Here is a 19178-nt window from a genome sequence, read left to right as displayed (position 1 = left end):
TTTTTGTTTTTTTGCTTAGCTTTTAATACAGCGTAAATTCTACTCTCCTGTTCTGCTGTCTTCCGGTTTCAGTAGCGTTGGTAGCAATGGGTTGACTTTCGCCGTAACCTACCGCTTCTACGCGTGATGAATTGGCGCCTTTGCTTACCAGGTATGCTTTTACTGATTCTGCGCGGTCTTTAGACAGTTTGAGGTTGGCGGCATCGCTACCTACGTTATCAGTATGACCTGCAAGCTTCAGGCTAAAGTTCTTTTGAACCAGCAGCGCAGCTACACGATCGAGGCTCGGGAATGATTTTGCGCGGATAGTGGCTTTTCCGAAATCAAACTCGAGGTTGGTGATGGCTTCTTTTACTACGCGGCGATCTTCTTCGGTGATGATCGTGGTTACGTTTTTAGCTTCAGGCAGCGGGCATCCGGAACCATCTACTTTTACACCTGCAGGCGTATTTGGACATTTGTCAAGTTTGTCGATCACTCCGTCGCCATCGGAATCGGCCAAAGCGGCTTTCAACTGTGCCTGTAATTCGGCCAACTGCTGCTGCATAGCTGTTTTCTGAGCGGCAAGGGCAGCTTCCGTAGCGCTTCTCTGTGCGGCGAGGTCGTTTTTAAGCAATTGATTCTGTGCTACGTAATCGTCGTACATTACCTTTACCGGGTTGCTCCTGGCAAGCTGGGGTTTGGAACTAGCACCTAAAGCAAACTCTAAACCAGCGTGGGCATACCCGAATTTGTCGATATCGTCTGACTTAAAGCCGTCCAGGTCGTCGCCATCCATAAAATTAGCCTGGTAACCCAGGTCGAGGTTTACGCCTTTACCCAGTCCAAATTTCAGGCCTGCGCCCAGGGGAATGAAAAAGTTGTTTACGTTGCCGTATTTAATGGTGGTACCGGTTTTGGTGGTTAATGTAGGATCGTACGACATGTAACCTGCACCCGCGCTTACGTAAGGCATGATGGCGCTTTTGCCATGCAGGAAGTTCACGTTGGCGAGCGTCAGGTCTACGTTGAGTGATCCCGACCAGTTGAGGTCGGTCTTGAAACCTGAATACGCACCGTTGTTGCTGTTGGTGCCTTCGAAAGCGCCGCGCAGGAAGTCGGCACGGAACCCGAACCCGTGAAGTACCTGCTTCTTAATATACGCTCCGTAGCCTATATTGGTATTTATTCCCCGGAAATCCGAGCCGCCCAGTACGAGCTCGGGATTTAATGCGCCGCCATGGATCCCGAATGACCATGTCCGGTAACTGCTTACAGGAGAAAAAGGTTTAAGCCCGTCAGAAGAGGATGATGTTTCCTGTGCTGATAATTGATTTACGGATAGCAACAATCCGCCGATCATTGCTGTCTTCTTTAGAAAATTTGTTTTCATATAGTTCTTTTTTCATAAACTCCGGTATCGCCGTGCGGCGGAATACCAGAACTGCCAGCAACTATGTAAAAATCCTGCCAATATGTGCGGCAATACGTTAACAGCTTGAATTGCAGCCGTGACATACGGCTCTTCTCAGTTAATCAAATAAAGGAAAACTTAAATTGATGTTATTTCACACAACTTATGCAGCAAATTGCATACACTTTCGGGTGAACATTATTGCCCGGGAAGGCGGTTTTCTTTCCAGGACTTGAAGGCGAGGTTCACCACTGCTTCCAGCTGGGTGATCATAAACGGCTTTTGAAGCACATAGTCTGCACCGGCCTTTTTGGCCAGCTCATCGATGTCATTATCCGAAGTAAAATATATCACCGGGATTTGCTGGTACGAGGGGTGCCGCTTAATACTTTGTGTAGCTACGATGCCTCCATCATTGGGGATCTTGTTGTCCATAAAGATCACGGAAGGCTTGGTGTCCCTGATCTTATCGATCATGTTGTTACAATCGTGCAAAGTATATACTTCCCAGTCCGAATCCGCAAGTACCAGCGCAACTACCTCAGAAATGGTGATATCATCATCACAAACCAATACACGTTTCATTATTTGGTTAACTCCATCCGCAGCAGATTGTTTAGCGGATTTGAAGGAAAATTACCTGACCATCCATGGTGGCGGCCAGCAGTCTATTTTTCGGCGTAACGTTAACGGTGTTCACCATCGAATTGTCGATCTTGTACACCCAGTTTACCTTCCTCTTCTTAGGATCGGCGCTGTAGACCTCCCCTTTGCGGGTGCCAAAATAAACGGCGCCATTGCGTTCGATAAGCATGGAAGGTGCATGCTCGTAACCAAACCCGCAGTTCAGTTTCCAGGCAAGTACGGCGCTGTCTGCCCTTACCTGGTAAGCCACGATCTCGTCGTTCATCGTTTTGGCATATACCAGTTTCTTATCAGCCGAAAGGCCGATGGATTCTCTCACCCCGCCTTCTTTGGTTCGCCACAGCGTTTTGCCGGTGACGAAGTCGATGGCAGTGATAAAGCGATCGGGCGCCACGATATAAACCACGTTCCCCACGGCCTGCGGAATACACATTGCGGGCGAGTACATCCGGTTTGCCGAACAGTTAGACCATTTCCACATTAAGGCGCCCGTTCTTTTATCGAGCGCATACAGGTACTTATCCCAGGCGCCGAATATCACGGCGTTTTTCCATAACAGCGGCGTGCTTACCACGGGACCTTCCAGCTGGTTATATTCCCAAAGCGGCTTGCCGGTAACCAGGTCGAGCGCCCGGAAGGTATGATCGCTCCCGCCGATGTAGACTATCTTTTTGTCGATCAGGGGCGATCCCAGCACAGACGAGCCTGTTTTTTGTGCCCACAGCATCCCGCCCGTCGACGAATTAAAACAATATACATAGCCGTCGGCGGAACCTGCCACGGTCCTGTTACCCGCCATGGCCGGCGAAGAAAATATCCCGCCGCCGGTTTTAAATGACCACACGCGTTTACCCGTCGCGGCCGAAATAGCTTCCACCAGTCCGCCGGCGTTGCCGAAGATCACCCTGCCCTTACCGTATGCCGGTGTAGACACCACGTTGGCGTTTGAGTGCCAGGTCCACAACGGGGCGATGACCGGCGTTTTCGTATTGATTGCGAAGGATGGCCTGGGATAGATCTTCGTGGTATCGAAAACGGCGGCGCCGGCCTTTACGGTACGCCAGGACGCGGAGGTTTTCACCCCGGGCGTACGTTCAAAAAAAAGCACTGAATCTGTACGTACTTCAGCCAGGGTATAGCCTCCGAAAGCCGCCTTAGCGCGGAGATTCGAGCGGCCCATGACACCTGGGATCCCCTCAAAATCAAGTGCGTTGTTGCTGTGTCCATGCCCGCATAAAGCGAACTGTGTGTTAAACCGCTTTAACCGGTCGGTTATTTCGTACCAGTTGTCCAGGCCGTTATCCAGCGGATAATGATTTACAAACACGAGTGGCTGGCTGCGCGGCGTTTTGGCCAGGATACTGTCCATCCAGATCACCGCATCGCGCGGGATATGCCCGTCAGACATCCGCACATAGGGCCCCGAGGCGCAACCGATGAACTTGAATCCCTGGTACTCGAATACGAACTTGTCATACCCGAACTCGCGGATAAAGCCTGCGCCGCCAGACTCCGACCAACCGGTATCGTGGTTCCCTGGAACGATATACCAGGGAATGGCCAGTTTGCCGATCAGCCCGCGGGCTATTTTAAGCTCCTCGTTAGTGCCCATTTCAGTAATGTCGCCCGAAAAGAGCACGAACGCCAGGCCGGGCTGCGCATTCAGGTCGGCGACGGTACGTTCCAGGTCTTCGATGGCGTTATCCGAGCCGATGTGGGTATCGCTCACCAACGCGAATTTGAAGGGCTGCGCAGAAACCCGCCAGGACAGGGCGAGCGCAAAAACGAAACATAGCAGGCGTAAGCTCATGGTAACCTAAAGGTGCGATTTTATCATGAAACGACAGGGAGACAGAGTTTCTTATATTTGTACCTGCATGAATCTCCTGCAGTCCCGCCATACCGAAATGATCAAGGCCGAAGCCGCCCGGCTCGGGTTCCTGTTTTGCGGCATATCTAAAGCCGGTTTTCTTGAAAAAGAGGCGCCGCGACTGGAAAACTGGCTCAAACAAGGCATGCACGGTGAAATGAAGTACATGGAAAACCATTTCGATAAACGCCTCGACCCTACCCTGCTGGTGGACGGCGCGAAATCGGTGATCTCCCTGGCCCTGAATTATTACAGTGACGAAAAGCAAGCGGACCCGGAAGCTCCCAGGATCTCGAAATATGCTTACGGGCATGATTACCACCACGTGATAAAGTCAAAACTGGCACAGTTGATGGATTTTATTCGCGGGCACATCGGCGAGGTAGATGGCCGCGCCTTCGTAGACTCTGCGCCGGTGCTCGACAAGGCGTGGGCAAAAATGTCGGGAATCGGCTGGGTGGGTAAAAATGCGAACCTGATCAACCCCAAAGCAGGCTCCTTCTTTTTTATCGCGGAGCTGATCACCGACCTGGCGCTCGATGCCGATATAGACCCGGGTAAAGACCATTGCGGCACCTGTACCCGCTGTATCGACGCCTGCCCTACCGAGGCCATCGTTGCACCGTACGTGGTTGACGGCAGCCGTTGTATTTCCTATCTTACTATTGAGCTTAAAAATGCCATTCCTGGCGAGTTTAAAGACAAGATGGATAACTGGATGTTCGGTTGCGATGTGTGCCAGGACGTATGCCCGTGGAACCGGTTTTCGGTACTCCATACAGAACGGGCATTTGAACCGCCTGCCGACCTCCTGAACATGAAAAAACATGAATGGGAAGAGATCACCGAGGAAGTATTCGCCAGGGTTTTCCGGCATTCCCCTGTGAAAAGGACCAAATTTGCCGGGCTTACCCGCAACATCCGGTTCCTAGGCCCGGGAACGGAATCCTGAAACGCATAAACCCCGGATGCACAGCCGGGGTTAAGGCAGGAACCTCCTGCGGGGATTAGCGCACGAAACAAAAAAAAGTCTATTTCCTGGTGATGATGATAAAGACCTTCCCACCATCTTTTCCCGTGTCTTTCCGCACGTTTACCGCTTGGATCTTATTAACGTCGAGATTGCGTACCTGCTCCTGCGTAGCGGGCACGCCATCGATCACGAAACTGGCGCCGTCCAGCTGGCCGTTATATCGCATGCCGCTAACACGCTTGGATTCAAGGACGCGTGCAGCACCGCCCTCCCCCGGGTTGCGGGATACCGCAGATATCTCTTGCCCCGGCACCGTGTTAGTACGGAGAGATCCGGCCGAACCCCGGCTGCGGATCCCATAACCTGTTACCACTACTTCGTGGTTGGGATCCCGGACCTGCTGACCGGTAATATTCACACCCTGGACTGGCTCGGTAAGGCCTCGTGAGCGGGTACCATAACCTTTAACTGATATTACCTCCTGGTCATTCGCCCGGGCCTTTTCGAGATACCGCGCTACTGCTTCCTGGTTGGGATTTGTTTTAGTAACCACGAAAAACACTGGACCCGCGTGTGCCGGGTCATCACCAAACACCAACGGCGCGTCTTTGGTATCGATCACCCGTACGGTTGCTATCGTAGCGGGGACGATCACCTTAAACTCATCGCTGGTTACCCATTTGCCGTCAACCATGTAACGGATCAGGGTATCTGCCGACAGTGTAGCGGCATTTTCTTCAACCGGCAATTTCATTACGGTGACAGCATCGGTCGGCCCTGCCGGTTTTTCTACGGCAGCACCGGTTTTTGTTACGCGAGGTATACTGGTAACGCTCCTTACGTGGTTTTCTGCGGCCTTTACTGGTTCAAGGCTGCGCATCACTTTATGGGGATTTGTAAGCTTACCGGCAAACTGCGCTTTGCTGATGGTAAAAACAAGTGCCAGCGCCACCACAAGCGGCAGCATCACCAGGTATTTTACGGCCTGTACCGGCGAAGATCTTTTCTTGTTCATCATGATGATTCTTTTTTTAAGGGTTAGTAGATTAAAATGACTAGCTAAAGGCGATACCTGCTGCATAGTCCCGATCCGGAGCAAACTATACTGATAAGTACGCGGTTCAGTACCGCTCCGGATCACGCGGTAATCTGTAATAAATTCCAGGTTTTCCCTGATGGCACGTTTCATGAGCCATACGCCCGGGTTAAACCAGTAGAAGATCACGCTCAGCTCGGCCAGCAGCACATCGGCCGTATGCCATTCGCGCACATGTACCCGTTCGTGCACCAGCACCTGCTCCAGTTCCGAATCCTGCAGCTGGTCCGTATTCAGGTAAATAGTCCGGAGAAAGGAGAACGGGCTTACCGGGTCGTTTACCTTGCGGAAGCGGAACTGTCTCCACATCACCGGTTCCGAATCGAGGTGAACACGGTACATCGATACCAGCTGCATTACCAGCCTGACGGTCATAAACGCCACCCCAAGCCAAAAGATCACCTGGAGTATAAACCAATAGCTGATGACCGGGGCAGCGTCCGCCGCAGGCGATGTGATCACCGGCAAATGCCGTTGCCAATCGGGAATAAATACGATCAGGCGGGGCGTAAGCGCTTTGTTTTCGCGGACAAACCAGGAAAGGTCCGCCAGCGGGTAAAGAGTAGAGAACAGGATACCCGTTACCAGGAAGATCCGGCTGAGCATATAGAACGTAAGCGGCCGGAGGATGAACCGGTAAGCCAGGTAAAACAGTACCAATACGATGTTTACCTTCAGTAAATAGATGAACAGTGCCGGCATAATTATCTCCTTTCCGGGTTTTCGATCAGCCTGATAATATCTTTCAGCTCGCCTGCACTGATCTTCTTCTCCTCTGCAAAGAAAGCGACCAGGTCTTTATATGAGCTCCTGAAATAATCTTCCACAAACCCGTTCATAAAACGCTTCTTGTATTCCTCTGCCTTGATGGAAGGCGCATAGCGGAAGGAGTTCGCCATTTTCTCGCTGCTGAGAAAGCCTTTCTTTGCGAGATTCTTCACCGTAGATGCCAATGTAGTGTACGGAGGCTGCGGATCTGGCATGGCGTCGAGAAACTCCTTGATGAAGCCGCCGTTGAGTTTCCAGATGGCTTGCATCGCTTCTTCTTCCTGCTGGGTGAGTTTTTCCATGGCTGCGTTTCGGACGAGGATTATGATATTTTCGTAAAACTACGAAACAATCGTAGATACATCCAAATTTATTTTCACTTTTTTGCAGTTGCGGGTTTTCAGACAGGCGGCCGAAACAGGATTGATAACCGGGATCAGGCCTACTTACCTCGTCCACATATTATTCTTCTTATCGGTATCCGGCACATACGTACTTCCCAGCACCACCTTTTCTACTTGTTTAGTGGCTTTAAAAGAAACGGTGACGGCCTTGCTGCCAGTCTCCCACACGGCGATGCTGCGATGGAACTTTTCCGACGACCCGTCTGCGTAAAAAACCGACAGGTCTACCGGTACCGGTTTTGTGCCTATGGCCGCCACTACCACGTTGCATTGGCCTGCCGCTTGTTTTACGCTGGCGATGCCGAGGTTGGGCACACCACTGTCAAAAAACCAGCGTTTCCAGAACCAATCGAGGTTTTTGCCGGAGCCGGCATTCATGCAGTTAAAGAAATCGTACGGGATGGGGTGTTTCCCGTTCCACTGGCTGATGTAGTAATGCAGGGCCCTGGTAAACAGCTCGTCGCCAAGCAGATCTTTCACATACAGATAGCCCATTGCGGGTTTCGGGTAGATATTGGTGAATGAGCCGGCCCCAACCTGCTGGGTAGTTAATGTCATGATCGGGAGGTCGGCTTCTGTCCCTGCCGACCCGGAATAGGCAGACATCCCGTATTCGTCCACGATCGACTTATCGATCATGGGTGATATGAGCCATTCGCCGATGGTGGCCCAGCCTTCGTCCATCCACCCGTATTTAGTTTCGTTTATGCCCATGTAAAAGGGGAACATGGTGTGAAATATCTCGTGATCGGTAAGGGTGATGGCATCCGTGCGGTCCTGTACGGGATTGTCATTCACCATCATCGGGTACTCCATTTGGTCGAGCCCGTCAAATACCGTTTCGTGTGCATACGGGAAGGGCCATTTGGGGAAGGTATAACTCATGAGCTGCACTGTTTTATCAGCGAAGCCGATCACTTCATAATAATCCTTATGTGCCGGGTTAAATACCGCGTCTACGCGGGTGCGGCGGCCGGTTGCGGGATCTACTACCAGGCTCTTCGATTTCCACAGGTAGTGATTGCTGATGGCGAAGGCAAAATCAGTTACGTTTTTGGCGCTGAACTTCCAGGTATGTTCTCCGGCGGTGGTCACCTGGTTGCTTTTAAGATCTGCGGAATCGATCACATCGATCACCTCATCCGACTTTTCGGCGGCGGCGATCCGTTTGACGATGGCCGGGGTAAATACCCCGGCGGCATTGGTGAGGTCGCCGGTGGCCCAGGCCGCATATTTTTCCGGGAGGGTGATCTCTGCCTCGAAATTGCAGAAATCGTTATAAAACTCTTCCGACCCGCGATAGGGGTTCATGTTCCAGCCGTCGATATCGTCGTACACCGCTACGCGCGGGAAGAAATACGCGATAAAGAACGCACCCGGATCTACCTGCCCGGTACGGTTATGCGAGCCTTTATTTAATATATAGGAATAAGTAACCGAGATCTTTGCGCTCTTTTTGCCGGCGAGCGGCGGGATGATCACCGTCATGTTGGTGTTCTGCGGGCGCAGGCGTGAGATGACGTTATCGTTCACCGTCAGCTTTTCAATTTTCATGCCATCGTTAATATCCTCTGGTGCGATCCGTGAAGCTCTCGGCGCCCCTTTCTGGTACAGGTTCGGGTAAAGCTTAAATACGAGCTGCCGCAGCGTGTCGGGGCTGTTGTTCACATAGTTAATAAGCGCCGTGCCTGACAGTTCGCGTGTTTCGGGGTTGAATTTCACCTTCAGGGAATAGTCGGCCGTATTCTGCCAGTACGATGCCCCGGGTTTACCCGACCACGAGCGTGTGTTCTTTTTAAAAGCCTTTTCAACGTTCGTCGCTATGGGCAAGGCGCTTTGCCCCACCGAGCTTCCGGCAAAAAGAGCGAGCAATCCTGACAGTACGATCTTCCTGGTTAACATGCGGTTTAAATTACGTGTAAACATCAAATGTAATTATTTAAAAAAAAATCAATGCAGGCATAGGGGTAAGTTCTCACGAGGTTGTCTCATTTCTAAATACAGAAAAAAATGAAGATCATTAAATACGCATTGATACTTGCTTCGCTTAACAGTTTCGCGCAGACAAGCACCACCAAAGTAAATGTTGGAGTTATCTACCCGGTTAGCTCAAACGGCAGCCATGCACCGTTAGACACCAACCACTTTTCGCTTAACCTCATCGGCGGCGTTTCGGCCGGAGAACAGGGCCTTGTTTTCGCTGGTCTTTCTAACGTGGTACATCACGATGCCAAAGGGCTGCAGTTCGCAGGCTTCTCCAACCACATTGGCGGCAAGGCCGACGGGATGGCGTTCGCAGGCTTCGCCAATACTTATGCCGAAGGCCGGGGGTTCCAGTTCGCCGGGTTCACCAACGTCGCTTCAGGTAATGTAAACGGAGGACAGTTCGCGGGATTTCTCAACAAGTGTGCCGATATTAAAGGCGCGCAGTTCGCGGGATTTGCCAACGTGGCCGGAAACGCGGAAGGACTGCAATTTGCCGGGTTTATTAATACCGCTGTAAAAGTAACCGGGTCGCAGTTTGCCGGGTTTGCTAACGCGGCGCGGCAGGATATTACAGGTTCCCAATTCGCCGGGTTTGTAAATACAGCCAGAAATGTGGCAGGGTCGCAGTTCGCGGGCTTTATTAACGTGGCTAAAAAGGTAAAAGGCGCACAGTTTTCCGGCTTTATCAACGTAGCCGACAGCAGTGACTGCCCGGTAGGCATCCTAAACCTTATTAAGAACGGCGAAAAAAGCATCGCCTTTACTATCGACGAAAACCAAACCGCGCTGGTAACCTTCCGCTCGGGCGGGAAAATGATGTACGGCATACTGGGCGGCGGCTACAACTTTAATAACGAAGAAGAAAAATACGCTTTCGAAGCCGGTTTCGGCGCTCATTTCTTTGAGTCGAACTTCTTCAGGCTTAACATCGAGGCCTCATCCATGCTGCTCGAAGATTTCCGGCACGGAGAAACGTTCAACTCCTCGCTCCGCATGATGCCCGCGCTGAAATTCGGCGACCACCTCGAGCTGATCGGCGGCCCCGCGCTTCACTATGTGAACAGCAACACCGAAGAAGGCCGTAAACTGTCTGACCACTACATCGATAGCTGGACCAACCGGTGGAGCCATAATTTCCAGGGGTTTTACATCGGTTATACCGCAGGCCTCAACATTATTTTCTAAACACGTAACTAATTACTCTACAATTCAGTCATTTAATCACCAAGTCATACAAGGAAAACAATTATGAAAACGATATCACCCCTTTTATTTTTAGCATTACTAATCGCCTCCTGCTCTAAGGACCGGCTGGAAGCCGACGGCAATATAGTTACGGAAATGCGCACGCCGGGCACTTTTACCGGTGTCCGCAGCAGCGGGTCGACGCCGGTCCACATCACCTACGGTACGCTTTACAAAGTTGAGCTGCGCGGCTCAGGCAATCTTATTCCCCGCTTTAAATCTACCATAACCGGAAGCACGCTTCACCTGGCATACGAGCGCGTAAATGTGGTGCACGATGATATCGAGGTCTATGTAACCATGCCCCTGCTGAAAAACGTCGACATCAGCGGAAGCGGGAAGATCTGGGTGAACGGCGCTTTCCCCGCACAGCAACAGCTGGAAACAAGGATCAGCGGCTCGGGCGATATCTATGTGGACGATACCTTTGAATGTGATGCCGTATATGCCGACATCTCGGGGTCAGGCAGCGCCAACCTGCAGAAAATCAATGCAAAAAGGTCTGAAGCACACATCTCCGGCAGCGGAAGCGCCAGGCTTAGCGTACAAAACAACCTGAAAGTACGCATCAGCGGAAGCGGCAAAGTATACTACTCCGGCAGCCCGGTGATCGATTCGGAGATCAGCGGATCGGGGAAAGTGGTGAAGATGTAAATGGAGCTTTCCATTCTCTACTCACCCTGATATTACTACTAATACTATATTTGAACCTGTACAACCGTGACACTATCATTTCCCCCGGAGCCGTCTTTAACCGACGAGGTGCAATTTGAGCAACTTTTCCGTTCAAACTTTAAAGCCTTGCATGCCTATGCGCAGGTAATTGTGCGTGACGCCATTATCGCCGAAGAAATCGTACAACAGTTGTTCCTGAGGCTTTGGGAAAAGAGGCGCCATGTGAACGTACAGGGACCGATCCGCGCCTATCTCTATAAATGCGTTTATAACGATAGCCTGAATCACCTGAAGCACGAAAAAGTACGGGCGAGATTTGAGGACCATACCCAATACAGCATGAAAAACGAGGCCGAAGAAGCGTCCGGGAAGCTGGAAGCCAGCGAGCTGCAGCAAAAGATCAGTGAAGCGCTGAACGAGCTCCCGGAACAGTGCAGGACCATTTTCCAGTTGAGCCGTTTCGAGGAGCTCAAATACCGCGAAATTGCTGATTTCCTGGGCATCTCCGTCAAAACGGTGGAAAACCAGATGGGAAAAGCGCTCCGGCTGATGCGCCTTAAGCTGGCAGATTTTCTGCCGCTGATCGCATTGATTATTGACAGGCTATTTAAATAACGGAGGAACGATGAAAGACGAGCTGCTGATCAAATTCCTGCTAAAAGAGACCAACGCCCGGGAGGATAGCGAGGTAACCGAATGGCTGGCCGCCGGAGCCGCCAACCAACGCTATTTTTCACAGATGGAACTGATCTGGAACGTAAGCAAACAATTGGCCGTAACGAGTACGGTAGACGAAGATGCCGCCTGGAACAAGTTTAAAGAAAACGCCGGTCAGTTGGATGTGCAGCGGCCGCGCGTTCGGATGTTCCCCGGTAAGTTCCTGAAAGCCGCGGCGGCGCTGCTGCTGGCGCTGGGAGCCTGGTCGGCATACATACTGCTTCGGCCAGGTTATACCACCATCGAATCCGCCGCCACGGTACGGACGGAGATCTTGCCGGATGGATCGGAGATCACCCTTAACAAAAATGCGTCACTTTCCTACCAGACACGCTTCAGCGGCAACAGGCGAAACATCAAACTGAATAAAGGTGAAGTTTTTTTCAAGGTGGCACCCGACAGGAAAAAGCCTTTCGTGATCGCGTCGGGCAATACCACCGTCACCGTGGTGGGTACTTCTTTTAATGTGAAGTACCGCAACGATCAAACCGAAGTGATCGTAGAAACGGGGATCGTAAAAGTACGCAACGGCGATAATGAAGTGCTGCTTCATGCCGGCGAACGCGCGCTGGCCGGTAAAGGCATAAACCTGGCGGCGCAGAAGAACCCCGACCAGCTTTACCAGTTTTACCGGAGCCGGGTATTTATAGCGCATAACACCCCGCTATCCCGCATAGTAGAAGTGCTGAATGAAAACTACGATGCCCGGATCCGGGTCGCGGACCCGGAAAAGGCCGCGTTAGAGATCACTACTACCTTAAACGACGAAAACCTGGACCATATCCTCGAGATCCTGGCTTTAACGCTTAAGCTCACCGTGGTAAAAGAAGGCGATGAGATCATCCTTAAATAGCACGCATGAGAAGATCCGTTACACTTTTCCTGGCACTTTTCCTGTCGCTGCAATTATTCGGGCAAGCGGTTAACCGGGCCTCGCTCCTTGCGTCGAACGTCACCCTGAATGTAAGCCAGCAGCGGCTGGAAGATGTGCTCAACATCATCAGCAAAAAGAATAACTTCTATTTCTCGTACGGCAGCGGCATTCCTGCAGATAGCCTGGTATCGCTTAAGGCGGAGAATATCACCGTCCGGGAAGCGCTTAACCGCCTGCTAAACGGGCGCGCAGAGTACCGCGAAAGTGAGAAATACATTGTGTTGCGTGTTATGGTACGCAGGTTTTCCATCCGCCCGGAGGAGATCATTTCCGGTAACAGGGAATACGTGATCAGCGGGTTCATAGTCGACGAGCAGAGCAGCGAAAAAGTAAAGGAAGCCAGCGTTTACGAACGCAACCTCCTGCATGCCGCGCTTAGTGATGAAAACGGATACTTCCGGCTGCGTTTTAAAGGCGATTACTCATCGGTGGTACTTACCGCCAGCAAAGAGAACTATCGCGACACCAGTATGCGCTTTCTTTCGAGCATCGATATCCTGCCCGAAGGCGCAGATAACCCGGTATGGCAGGGGATCAACACCGCGTTCAGGCGTACGGGACGTACTTTCGGCGGCTGGCTGGTTTCTTCGCGGCAGCGGGTCCAGGCCCTGAACATCCCCGATTTTTTTGCTACCACCCCCTTCCAGGCGTCGTTCCTTCCGGGATTGAGCTCGCATGGCCTGTTCAGCTCGCAGATCGTAAACAAGGCGTCGTTAAACGTGCTTGGCGGGTATACCGCAGGCGTGAACGGCTTAGAGGTGGCGGGCATCTTTAACGTAAATAAGCATGACGTAGAAAAGGTGCAGGTAGCCGGCGTGATTAACATGACGGGCGGTTCAGTAAAGGGCGTGCAGGTGGCCGGCGTACTTAATTCGGTTTTCGACAGCATCCGGGCGGTGCAGGTAGCCGGTGTGCTTAACGAGGTACACGGAAATGCCGAAGGCGTACAGGTTTCGGGAGTGGCGAACCTGGTTTTTAAGGACCTTAACGGCACCGGCATCACCGGGCTGGTAAACGTGGTAGCGCGCAGCACCAATGGCATACAGGTAGCGGGCCTGGGAAATATTACCGGCAAGAAGCTTCGGGGCGCGCAGATAGCCGGTCTCTTTAACTATGCCAGGGAGATGCACGGAATGCAGGTCGGTTTGCTGAATGTGGCCGATAGTTCCTCTGGCTATAGCATCGGGTTGCTCAACCTGGTCCGAAGGGGTTATCATAAGGTAAGTATCTCTGCCAACGAGACCATGAACTTTAACATCGCGGTTAAAACCGGCAATGCCAACCTGTACACGATACTCATCGGCGGGAAAAACTTCTCTGATAAGGAGCTGATCTACTCCGGCGGCTTCGGGCTGGGGCATGATGTGTTGTTTTCCGACAAGCTGTCGGTGGCCGCGGAGATATCCTCCCAGTTCATCTACCTCGGTAACTGGGAAAGCACCAACGTCCTCAGCCGCTTTAAAACCAATGTCCAGTTTAAATTACATAAGCTGGTCAGCATTTTCGCAGGACCAGCTTATTCCGTATACTATTCGGATCCGGTGGTACGATCGGCTCCCGGTTACAAAAGTGATATCGTACCCGGAAAGTATCGCTCGTTTTCGAATTATACGACAGGGTGGTTCGGCTGGAACGCGGGGATAACTTTTTTATAGCCGTCAGCCGTTAGCTACGTACTTTAAAAACAACTCCAACGCTTCCCTTTTCCTTTCATCAAGCCCAAAACTGATCCTGTTCATCAGGTAGTCGGTGAGGTCGAAATCATTGCGGGGCTGCAGTTCGGCCAGCACTTCCCTGCGGTGATCGAGGCCATAAGCGAGCGCAGCGTTCAGTTCATCGGAAAACTCTTGCGGGATGGGCTTATTGGAAGCCCAAACGGCGAATACGAAGGGCAGACCGGTAAAGCTGATCCATTCTTCCGCGAGATCGTATGCAAAGGGGTATTGGTCTTTTTTGCCGAAAGTACGGTCACCTATTAACACGAATGCGTCCGCGTCCTGGTCCTGGTCGGTAACAAACTCCGGGGTTACTTTCCAATGGTGTTTTAGCAGCACTTTGGCAAGGTTGTTAGAGGTACGCGACTGGCTGTCGGCACAAACCGTACGCACCTCGCTAACGGGTTTATGACTGAAGAGAAATACGGAGTTCACCGGCCCTTCCGCCCCGATGCAATAGTCCGCAACGATCTGATAACCCGGGATATGCAGCAGCGCCGCCACGGGAACGAGCCCGATATCCGCCTCATCCCGGATCAATTTGCGGGCGCATTCCGCAGGCACATCGAGCGTGAGCTCCGTTTTTTGCGGTATTTCTGAGTGCATAAGGCCATAAACAAAGGGCCGGGTGTTGGTATAGGAAACTGCTGAGATCCTGATCTTGTTCACTAGTTGTTAGCTGGGGAGCACGTACTTGAGGTGGTCCGTATTGTTAAAATCAATGATGGTGAACCTTCCGTCCTGGTATTCGAGCCGGTAAAGGGTGGTGTTCTGGTGCGGAAAGGTATCCATTTTGTACAGGGGCAGGTCGAGCAGGAGGCAAAGGAACAGGCGCATGGCCCGGCCGTGCATACAAATGAGAATGGTTTGATCGTCATCGGTTTCGATGATCTTTTCGAGTACTTCAAGCTGGCGCTCTTTTACTTCCAGCGGGCTTTCGCCCTGGTCGAACTTAATGTGAAGATCGCCTTTACTCCAGCTTTGCAGGATGCCATGGAAGGCATCCCGTGTGCTTTCGGTACTTTCCTGCCCTTCGAAAACGCCCCAGGCAAGCTCATCGAGGCCCGGATACTGTACCCAGGGGATACCATCGTCGATAAACCGCTGTACAGTTTGGTGGGTACGCTTGAGGCTCGAAGTATAGATCTTATCAAAAGGAACGTAACGGTAGGCCCTGTAAAAGGCGGCGGCCTGCTCACGACCGGTTTCATTAAGGTCGGTATTCATTCCGCGGCCCTGTACAATGCCGCGTTTATTCAGGTCCGTTTCACCATGACGGATAAGGTATATCATTTTGTCTGCCACCTGTTAGTTTAAGACGGGCAATTTATAAAACTTTGGTTGTTCTGCGTCTGGAAAGGTAAAGTCTGCAAAGTCGGTTACCACATTGTAAAGCGTATCCCGTTCCACCGGCCGGCGTCCCACTTGTTTAATGAGCTCCACCAATTCGCGCGTGCTCATACCGGGGTGCTGCTCTTCGGCGCCGGCCATGGAATAGATCTTCGTGGTATCATCGAGCGTACCATCAATGTCGTCTACACCGAAGTTCAGCGAAAGCTGTGCGGTAGAACGGCTGATCATGGCCCAATAAGCCTTAATATGGTCGAAATTATCGAGGTAAATACGAGCGATCGCGTAGTTACGCAGATCTTCCACCACCGAAACTTCCGGGATATGCGACATCTGGTTATCCTGGTTCCTGAACTTGAGGGGGATAAACGTCTGGAAGCCATGCGTACGGTCCTGGAGCTGCCGCAGCCGCTCCATATGATCTACGCGGTGATGATAGGCTTCTATATGACCATATAACATCGTCGCGTTAGAGCGCATGCCCAGCTTATGCCACTCCTCGTGGATGGCCAGCCACTGGTCTGCCGTACATTTATCTTTAGCGATCTGGTCGCGTATCTCCGGATCGAAGATCTCTGCGCCTCCGCCTGGGATAGAATCGAGCCCGGCTTCCTTCATCAGCTTCATCCCGGTGGCGTAATCGATCTTCGCTTTTTTAAAGATGTAATGGTATTCCACCGGCGTAAGGGCCTTCACGTGCAGCCCGGGGCGGTGCTCATGGATACGGGTAAACAGTTCCGAATAAAACTGCACGTCGTACTGCGGCAGTACGCCACCCACAATATGCACTTCGGTAACGGGCTGGTCGTCATATTTCCGTACGATGTCCAGCATCTCTTCCATGGTGTATTCCCATCCCTCCTGCCGCTGTTTGATCAGCCTGGAATACGAACAGAACTTACAATCATACACGCAAAGATTGGTGGGCTCGATGTGAAAGTTGCGGTTAAAATAGGTATTGTGCCCATGCCGGGCTTCGCGGATGTGGTTGGCCAGCACGCCGAGGTACCCGGGGCTGGCGTGTTTGTAGAGGTAAACTCCTTCGTCGAAAGTAATACGCTGGTGATCCTGAACTTTTGCGGCTATCGATCTTAGTTCGCCCGGAAGGGTTGGGTCATCAAGCAAAACGGTGAGGCTAGGTACAGCGTCCATCTATATTTTCCTGATTGCTGCACAAAAGTACGATAATATGGGGACTCAACGATCATCCGGTTGTAAGATATCCGCCGCTTTGGGACCCGGAAACCGGATATCGTTCCGGTGGTTAAGGCTTACCAGCTTTTATATAGCCGGTGAGATGCCGGTGAAGCGATCGTCCGTGCAATTCCCGGGAAAGTACCCGCAGCAGAGATCATTCCATCATTTTTTGCTTCGAAACAGATCTCGTTTTCTTCGACGCTCATTTTCATCCACCGCTTTTTCGCCTTGCGATACACCTGGTCGGGCGTAAGCGCTTCATGACCCTCCTTGTGTGAGCCGATATCGCTGCCGGTTTCGGTCCAGCTACTACCAGTACGCCGGGGTAAAATGAATGCTACAAACCGGATAAATTTATTTTCCTCTTCCAAGCATTTCGTTAAATCTTACTTTTGAACACTTAGTACTTCGTGATATGAAACTTGAAACCATCGCTATCCACTCCGGCAACCAGGTCGACGCCGCCACACGTGCCGTCATCCAGCCCATCACCCTTTCCACGACTTTTGAACGTGGTGAAGACGGCAGTTACCCCGGCGGCCACGTATATACCCGTGCCTCAAATCCGAACCGGGCATCACTCGAGCGGGTGCTTACACAGCTGGAAGGCGGCGATGATGCCCTTGCATTTTCATCGGGCAACGCAGCGGGCGGCGCAGTTTTCCAGTCGCTTGGCAGCGGGGCGCATGTGATCGCACCCGACGACATGTACCATGGATTAAAAAAATTGCTGCTGGAGGTGTACCGGGGAATCCTGGCGGTAGATTTTCTCGACCTTTCCGACCCGGCAAACGTGCGGAAAGCGATTCGTCCCGAAACAAAACTCATCTGGATCGAAACGCCTTCTAATCCATTGCTCAAGATCACCGATATCCGGGCGATCGCAGACATTGCCCGCGAACACAGTTGCCTGGTTGGTGTAGATAACACGTTCGCCACCCCTGTTTTCCAGCGGCCGTTGGCGTTGGGCGCCGACCTGGTGATGCACTCCGGCACGAAGTACCTCGGCGGACATAGCGACGTGCTCGGCGGTATCCTGGTTACGAAAGAAAAGAACGACCAATGGGCGAAGATCCGCACGGTGCAGGAACTATCGGGCGCCGTACCGTCACCGTTTGATTGTTATATGACAGTAAGAGGCATTAAAACGCTTCCCTACCGGATGCGCGGGCACTATGAGAACGCTTCGAAACTGGCGGCTTACCTGCTGAGGCATCCCAAAGTTGAACAGGTTTATTACCCCGGGCTTGCCGGCCACGCCTTGCATGAGGTAGCCGCATCGCAAATGTGCGGATTTGGCGGCATGCTTTCTTTCCTGGTGAAGGGAGATGCGGAAGCCGCTCATAAAGTGGCAAACTCGGTAAAGGTTTTCCTGCAGGCTACCAGTTTAGGAGGTGTTGAAAGCCTCATTGAACATCGCTTCTCGGTAGAAGGACCGGCCACCAAAACGCCGCATAATTTATTACGGGTCTCTGTAGGGCTGGAAAACATCGAAGACCTGATCGCTGATCTTGCACAGGCGCTGGACGCGTAGTTAATTTTTTCCTGCGGGCTTCACCAGCAGGCGGGCGACGATAAACGCGCCATAGAACTTCTTTTCTCCCTGTTGCCGGTAACCTGCTTCGCTAAAAAGGAAGTTCATATCCGGCAACCAGGTCGCTTCTACCCGGCATAACCACCTGAAAAGCACATACATCATTTTCAGTAACAATTTGTGGAAAACAGGTGAAGCCCGATTGATCCGGAAATCGGTATAGAGCCAGCATCCGCCTTGGTTAAGCATCCCATCGAGGTGGGAGAAGATCGCCCGCGCATTGCCGCCTGTAAAATTATCGAACAGGAACGCCGTAAAGAGGCAGTCGAATGGTTCCGTTGGGGCAAAATCTTCGATGCCGGCGTGTACGAACTGCACCTGGTGATCTCCATGGTCCCGTTTCCTGGCCTTGCTGAGCATTTTCCCCGACTTTTCCACATAGGTGACGGACAGCGTTCCGGGGTGAATCCTGACCAGTTCCTCCAATATTTTCCCCGTGCCTCCCCCGGCGATCAACACCTTCGAGCCTGGCGGGACCAGGTGAATAAACGCATTTTGCGCCCGCCTTTGCGCTCCCCAAAAAACAAGGGCGGATAAGGGGTCGTAAAACCAGGCCGGCGTATCATAATTATTAATCCGTTCATTGGTTCCCATCAGATTCGATTTATCTTTGCCA

The 19178-nt window shown here is 51.9% G+C and carries 18 protein-coding genes; 7 read left to right on the top strand and 11 right to left on the bottom strand.

The genetic code is table 11. The annotated features are described in order from the left end of the window. Positions 1–22 precede the first annotated feature (22 nt). The 3 genes from GS398_RS13540 to GS398_RS13530 all read right to left on the bottom strand — a co-directional run bounded on the left by GS398_RS13540 (position 23) and on the right by GS398_RS13530 (position 3848). A complete protein-coding gene (locus GS398_RS13540; RefSeq protein WP_160907338.1) occupies positions 23–1372 on the bottom strand; it encodes a DUF6089 family protein in 1350 nt (449 codons plus the stop codon). 219 nt (positions 1373–1591) lie between these two features. Next, entirely contained in the window at positions 1592–1978 is a 387-nt protein-coding gene (locus tag GS398_RS13535; protein ID WP_160907337.1) for a response regulator, read from the bottom strand. Positions 1979–2009: 31 nt separating this feature from the next. After that, positions 2010–3848 (bottom strand): outer membrane protein assembly factor BamB family protein, encoded by a 1839-nt coding sequence (locus GS398_RS13530; protein ID WP_160907336.1) that lies wholly within the window; start codon positions 3846–3848, stop codon positions 2010–2012. A 67-nt stretch (positions 3849–3915) separates the two neighbouring features. Between GS398_RS13530 and queG the strand changes: the two genes are divergently transcribed. Continuing rightward, positions 3916–4860, top strand: coding sequence for a tRNA epoxyqueuosine(34) reductase QueG (queG, locus tag GS398_RS13525; RefSeq protein ID WP_160907335.1), 945 nt, complete (start codon positions 3916–3918; stop codon positions 4858–4860). Positions 4861–4939: 79 nt separating this feature from the next. Here queG and GS398_RS13520 read toward each other — a convergent pair whose 3' ends face one another. From GS398_RS13520 to GS398_RS13510, 3 genes are all read right to left on the bottom strand, one after another. Then, entirely contained in the window at positions 4940–6679 is a 1740-nt protein-coding gene (locus GS398_RS13520; RefSeq protein WP_160907334.1) for a M56 family metallopeptidase, read from the bottom strand. A gap of 2 nt (positions 6680–6681) precedes the next feature. Further along, positions 6682–7047 carry a BlaI/MecI/CopY family transcriptional regulator gene (locus tag GS398_RS13515; RefSeq protein WP_160907333.1) on the bottom strand — a complete coding sequence of 122 codons (366 nt, stop codon included), beginning with the start codon at positions 7045–7047 and terminating at the stop codon, positions 6682–6684. Between the two features lie 144 nt (positions 7048–7191). After that, positions 7192–9051 carry a M1 family metallopeptidase gene (locus tag GS398_RS13510; RefSeq protein ID WP_160907332.1) on the bottom strand — a complete coding sequence of 620 codons (1860 nt, stop codon included), beginning with the start codon at positions 9049–9051 and terminating at the stop codon, positions 7192–7194. A 108-nt stretch (positions 9052–9159) separates the two neighbouring features. Here GS398_RS13510 and GS398_RS13505 point away from each other — a divergent pair, with 108 nt between their 5' ends. The 5 genes from GS398_RS13505 (at position 9160) to GS398_RS13485 (ending at position 14361) form a co-directional block, all read left to right on the top strand. Further along, positions 9160–10320 (top strand): hypothetical protein, encoded by a 1161-nt coding sequence (locus tag GS398_RS13505; protein WP_160907331.1) that lies wholly within the window; start codon positions 9160–9162, stop codon positions 10318–10320. A 63-nt stretch (positions 10321–10383) separates the two neighbouring features. Beyond that, positions 10384–11034, top strand: a complete 651-nt coding sequence (locus GS398_RS13500; protein WP_160907330.1) for a GIN domain-containing protein — start codon at positions 10384–10386, stop codon at positions 11032–11034. A gap of 66 nt (positions 11035–11100) precedes the next feature. Further along, positions 11101–11670, top strand: coding sequence for an RNA polymerase sigma-70 factor (locus tag GS398_RS13495; RefSeq protein ID WP_160907329.1), 570 nt, complete (start codon positions 11101–11103; stop codon positions 11668–11670). Between the two features lie 10 nt (positions 11671–11680). Continuing rightward, complete coding sequence (locus tag GS398_RS13490) at positions 11681–12625, top strand: FecR family protein (protein WP_160907328.1); 945 nt, start codon at positions 11681–11683, stop codon at positions 12623–12625. 5 nt (positions 12626–12630) lie between these two features. Next, complete coding sequence (locus tag GS398_RS13485) at positions 12631–14361, top strand: hypothetical protein (RefSeq protein WP_160907327.1); 1731 nt, start codon at positions 12631–12633, stop codon at positions 14359–14361. A 3-nt stretch (positions 14362–14364) separates the two neighbouring features. Here the strand turns inward: GS398_RS13485 and GS398_RS13480 are convergent, their stop codons facing one another. The 4 genes from GS398_RS13480 to GS398_RS13465 all read right to left on the bottom strand — a co-directional run bounded on the left by GS398_RS13480 (position 14365) and on the right by GS398_RS13465 (position 17339). Further along, positions 14365–15090, bottom strand: coding sequence for a menaquinone biosynthetic enzyme MqnA/MqnD family protein (locus tag GS398_RS13480; protein WP_160907326.1), 726 nt, complete (start codon positions 15088–15090; stop codon positions 14365–14367). A gap of 6 nt (positions 15091–15096) precedes the next feature. Then, positions 15097–15714, bottom strand: coding sequence for a histidine phosphatase family protein (locus tag GS398_RS13475; protein ID WP_160907325.1), 618 nt, complete (start codon positions 15712–15714; stop codon positions 15097–15099). 15 nt (positions 15715–15729) lie between these two features. Next, the gene (gene mqnE / locus GS398_RS13470; protein WP_160907324.1) at positions 15730–16923 is read right to left on the bottom strand and encodes an aminofutalosine synthase MqnE; all 1194 of its coding nucleotides are present in this window, start codon (positions 16921–16923) and stop codon (positions 15730–15732) included. A 119-nt stretch (positions 16924–17042) separates the two neighbouring features. Continuing rightward, on the bottom strand, positions 17043–17339 hold the full coding sequence (locus tag GS398_RS13465) for a hypothetical protein (protein WP_160907323.1): 297 nt from the start codon (positions 17337–17339) through the stop codon (positions 17043–17045). Between the two features lie 44 nt (positions 17340–17383). On the opposite strand from GS398_RS13465, the gene GS398_RS13460 reads away from it, so the two are divergent. After that, positions 17384–18502, top strand: a complete 1119-nt coding sequence (locus GS398_RS13460; RefSeq protein ID WP_160907322.1) for a trans-sulfuration enzyme family protein — start codon at positions 17384–17386, stop codon at positions 18500–18502. On the opposite strand, the gene GS398_RS13455 is transcribed toward GS398_RS13460, so the two are convergent. Continuing rightward, positions 18503–19156 (bottom strand): class I SAM-dependent methyltransferase, encoded by a 654-nt coding sequence (locus GS398_RS13455; RefSeq protein ID WP_160907321.1) that lies wholly within the window; start codon positions 19154–19156, stop codon positions 18503–18505. Between the last annotated feature and the right edge of the window lie 22 nt (positions 19157–19178).

This window comes from Hufsiella ginkgonis (genome assembly GCF_009834915.1).
In the GTDB taxonomy this organism is placed as follows: Bacteria; Bacteroidota; Bacteroidia; order Sphingobacteriales; family Sphingobacteriaceae; genus Hufsiella; species Hufsiella ginkgonis.
Note: the sequence above shows the minus strand (reverse complement) of the source record. Positions and strands in the feature narration are given on the sequence as shown.

Excerpts from the sequence above, each read along its gene's own strand:
- GS398_RS13515 (WP_160907333.1), bottom strand. The coding sequence starts at position 7,047 with ATGGAAAAACTCACCCAGCAGGAAGAAGAAGCGATGCAAGCCATCTGG.
- GS398_RS13510 (WP_160907332.1), bottom strand. The coding sequence starts at position 9,051 with ATGTTAACCAGGAAGATCGTACTGTCAGGATTGCTCGCTCTTTTTGCC.
- GS398_RS13500 (WP_160907330.1), top strand. The coding sequence starts at position 10,384 with ATGAAAACGATATCACCCCTTTTATTTTTAGCATTACTAATCGCCTCC.
- mqnE (WP_160907324.1), bottom strand. The coding sequence starts at position 16,923 with ATGGACGCTGTACCTAGCCTCACCGTTTTGCTTGATGACCCAACCCTT.
- GS398_RS13455 (WP_160907321.1), bottom strand. The coding sequence starts at position 19,156 with ATGGGAACCAATGAACGGATTAATAATTATGATACGCCGGCCTGGTTT.
- queG (WP_160907335.1), top strand. The coding sequence starts at position 3,916 with ATGAATCTCCTGCAGTCCCGCCATACCGAAATGATCAAGGCCGAAGCC.
- GS398_RS13485 (WP_160907327.1), top strand. The coding sequence starts at position 12,631 with ATGAGAAGATCCGTTACACTTTTCCTGGCACTTTTCCTGTCGCTGCAA.
- GS398_RS13490 (WP_160907328.1), top strand. The coding sequence starts at position 11,681 with ATGAAAGACGAGCTGCTGATCAAATTCCTGCTAAAAGAGACCAACGCC.
- GS398_RS13535 (WP_160907337.1), bottom strand. The coding sequence starts at position 1,978 with ATGAAACGTGTATTGGTTTGTGATGATGATATCACCATTTCTGAGGTA.
- GS398_RS13505 (WP_160907331.1), top strand. The coding sequence starts at position 9,160 with ATGAAGATCATTAAATACGCATTGATACTTGCTTCGCTTAACAGTTTC.
- GS398_RS13475 (WP_160907325.1), bottom strand. The coding sequence starts at position 15,714 with ATGATATACCTTATCCGTCATGGTGAAACGGACCTGAATAAACGCGGC.
- GS398_RS13460 (WP_160907322.1), top strand. The coding sequence starts at position 17,384 with ATGAAACTTGAAACCATCGCTATCCACTCCGGCAACCAGGTCGACGCC.
- GS398_RS13540 (WP_160907338.1), bottom strand. The coding sequence starts at position 1,372 with ATGAAAACAAATTTTCTAAAGAAGACAGCAATGATCGGCGGATTGTTG.
- GS398_RS13530 (WP_160907336.1), bottom strand. The coding sequence starts at position 3,848 with ATGAGCTTACGCCTGCTATGTTTCGTTTTTGCGCTCGCCCTGTCCTGG.
- GS398_RS13520 (WP_160907334.1), bottom strand. The coding sequence starts at position 6,679 with ATGCCGGCACTGTTCATCTATTTACTGAAGGTAAACATCGTATTGGTA.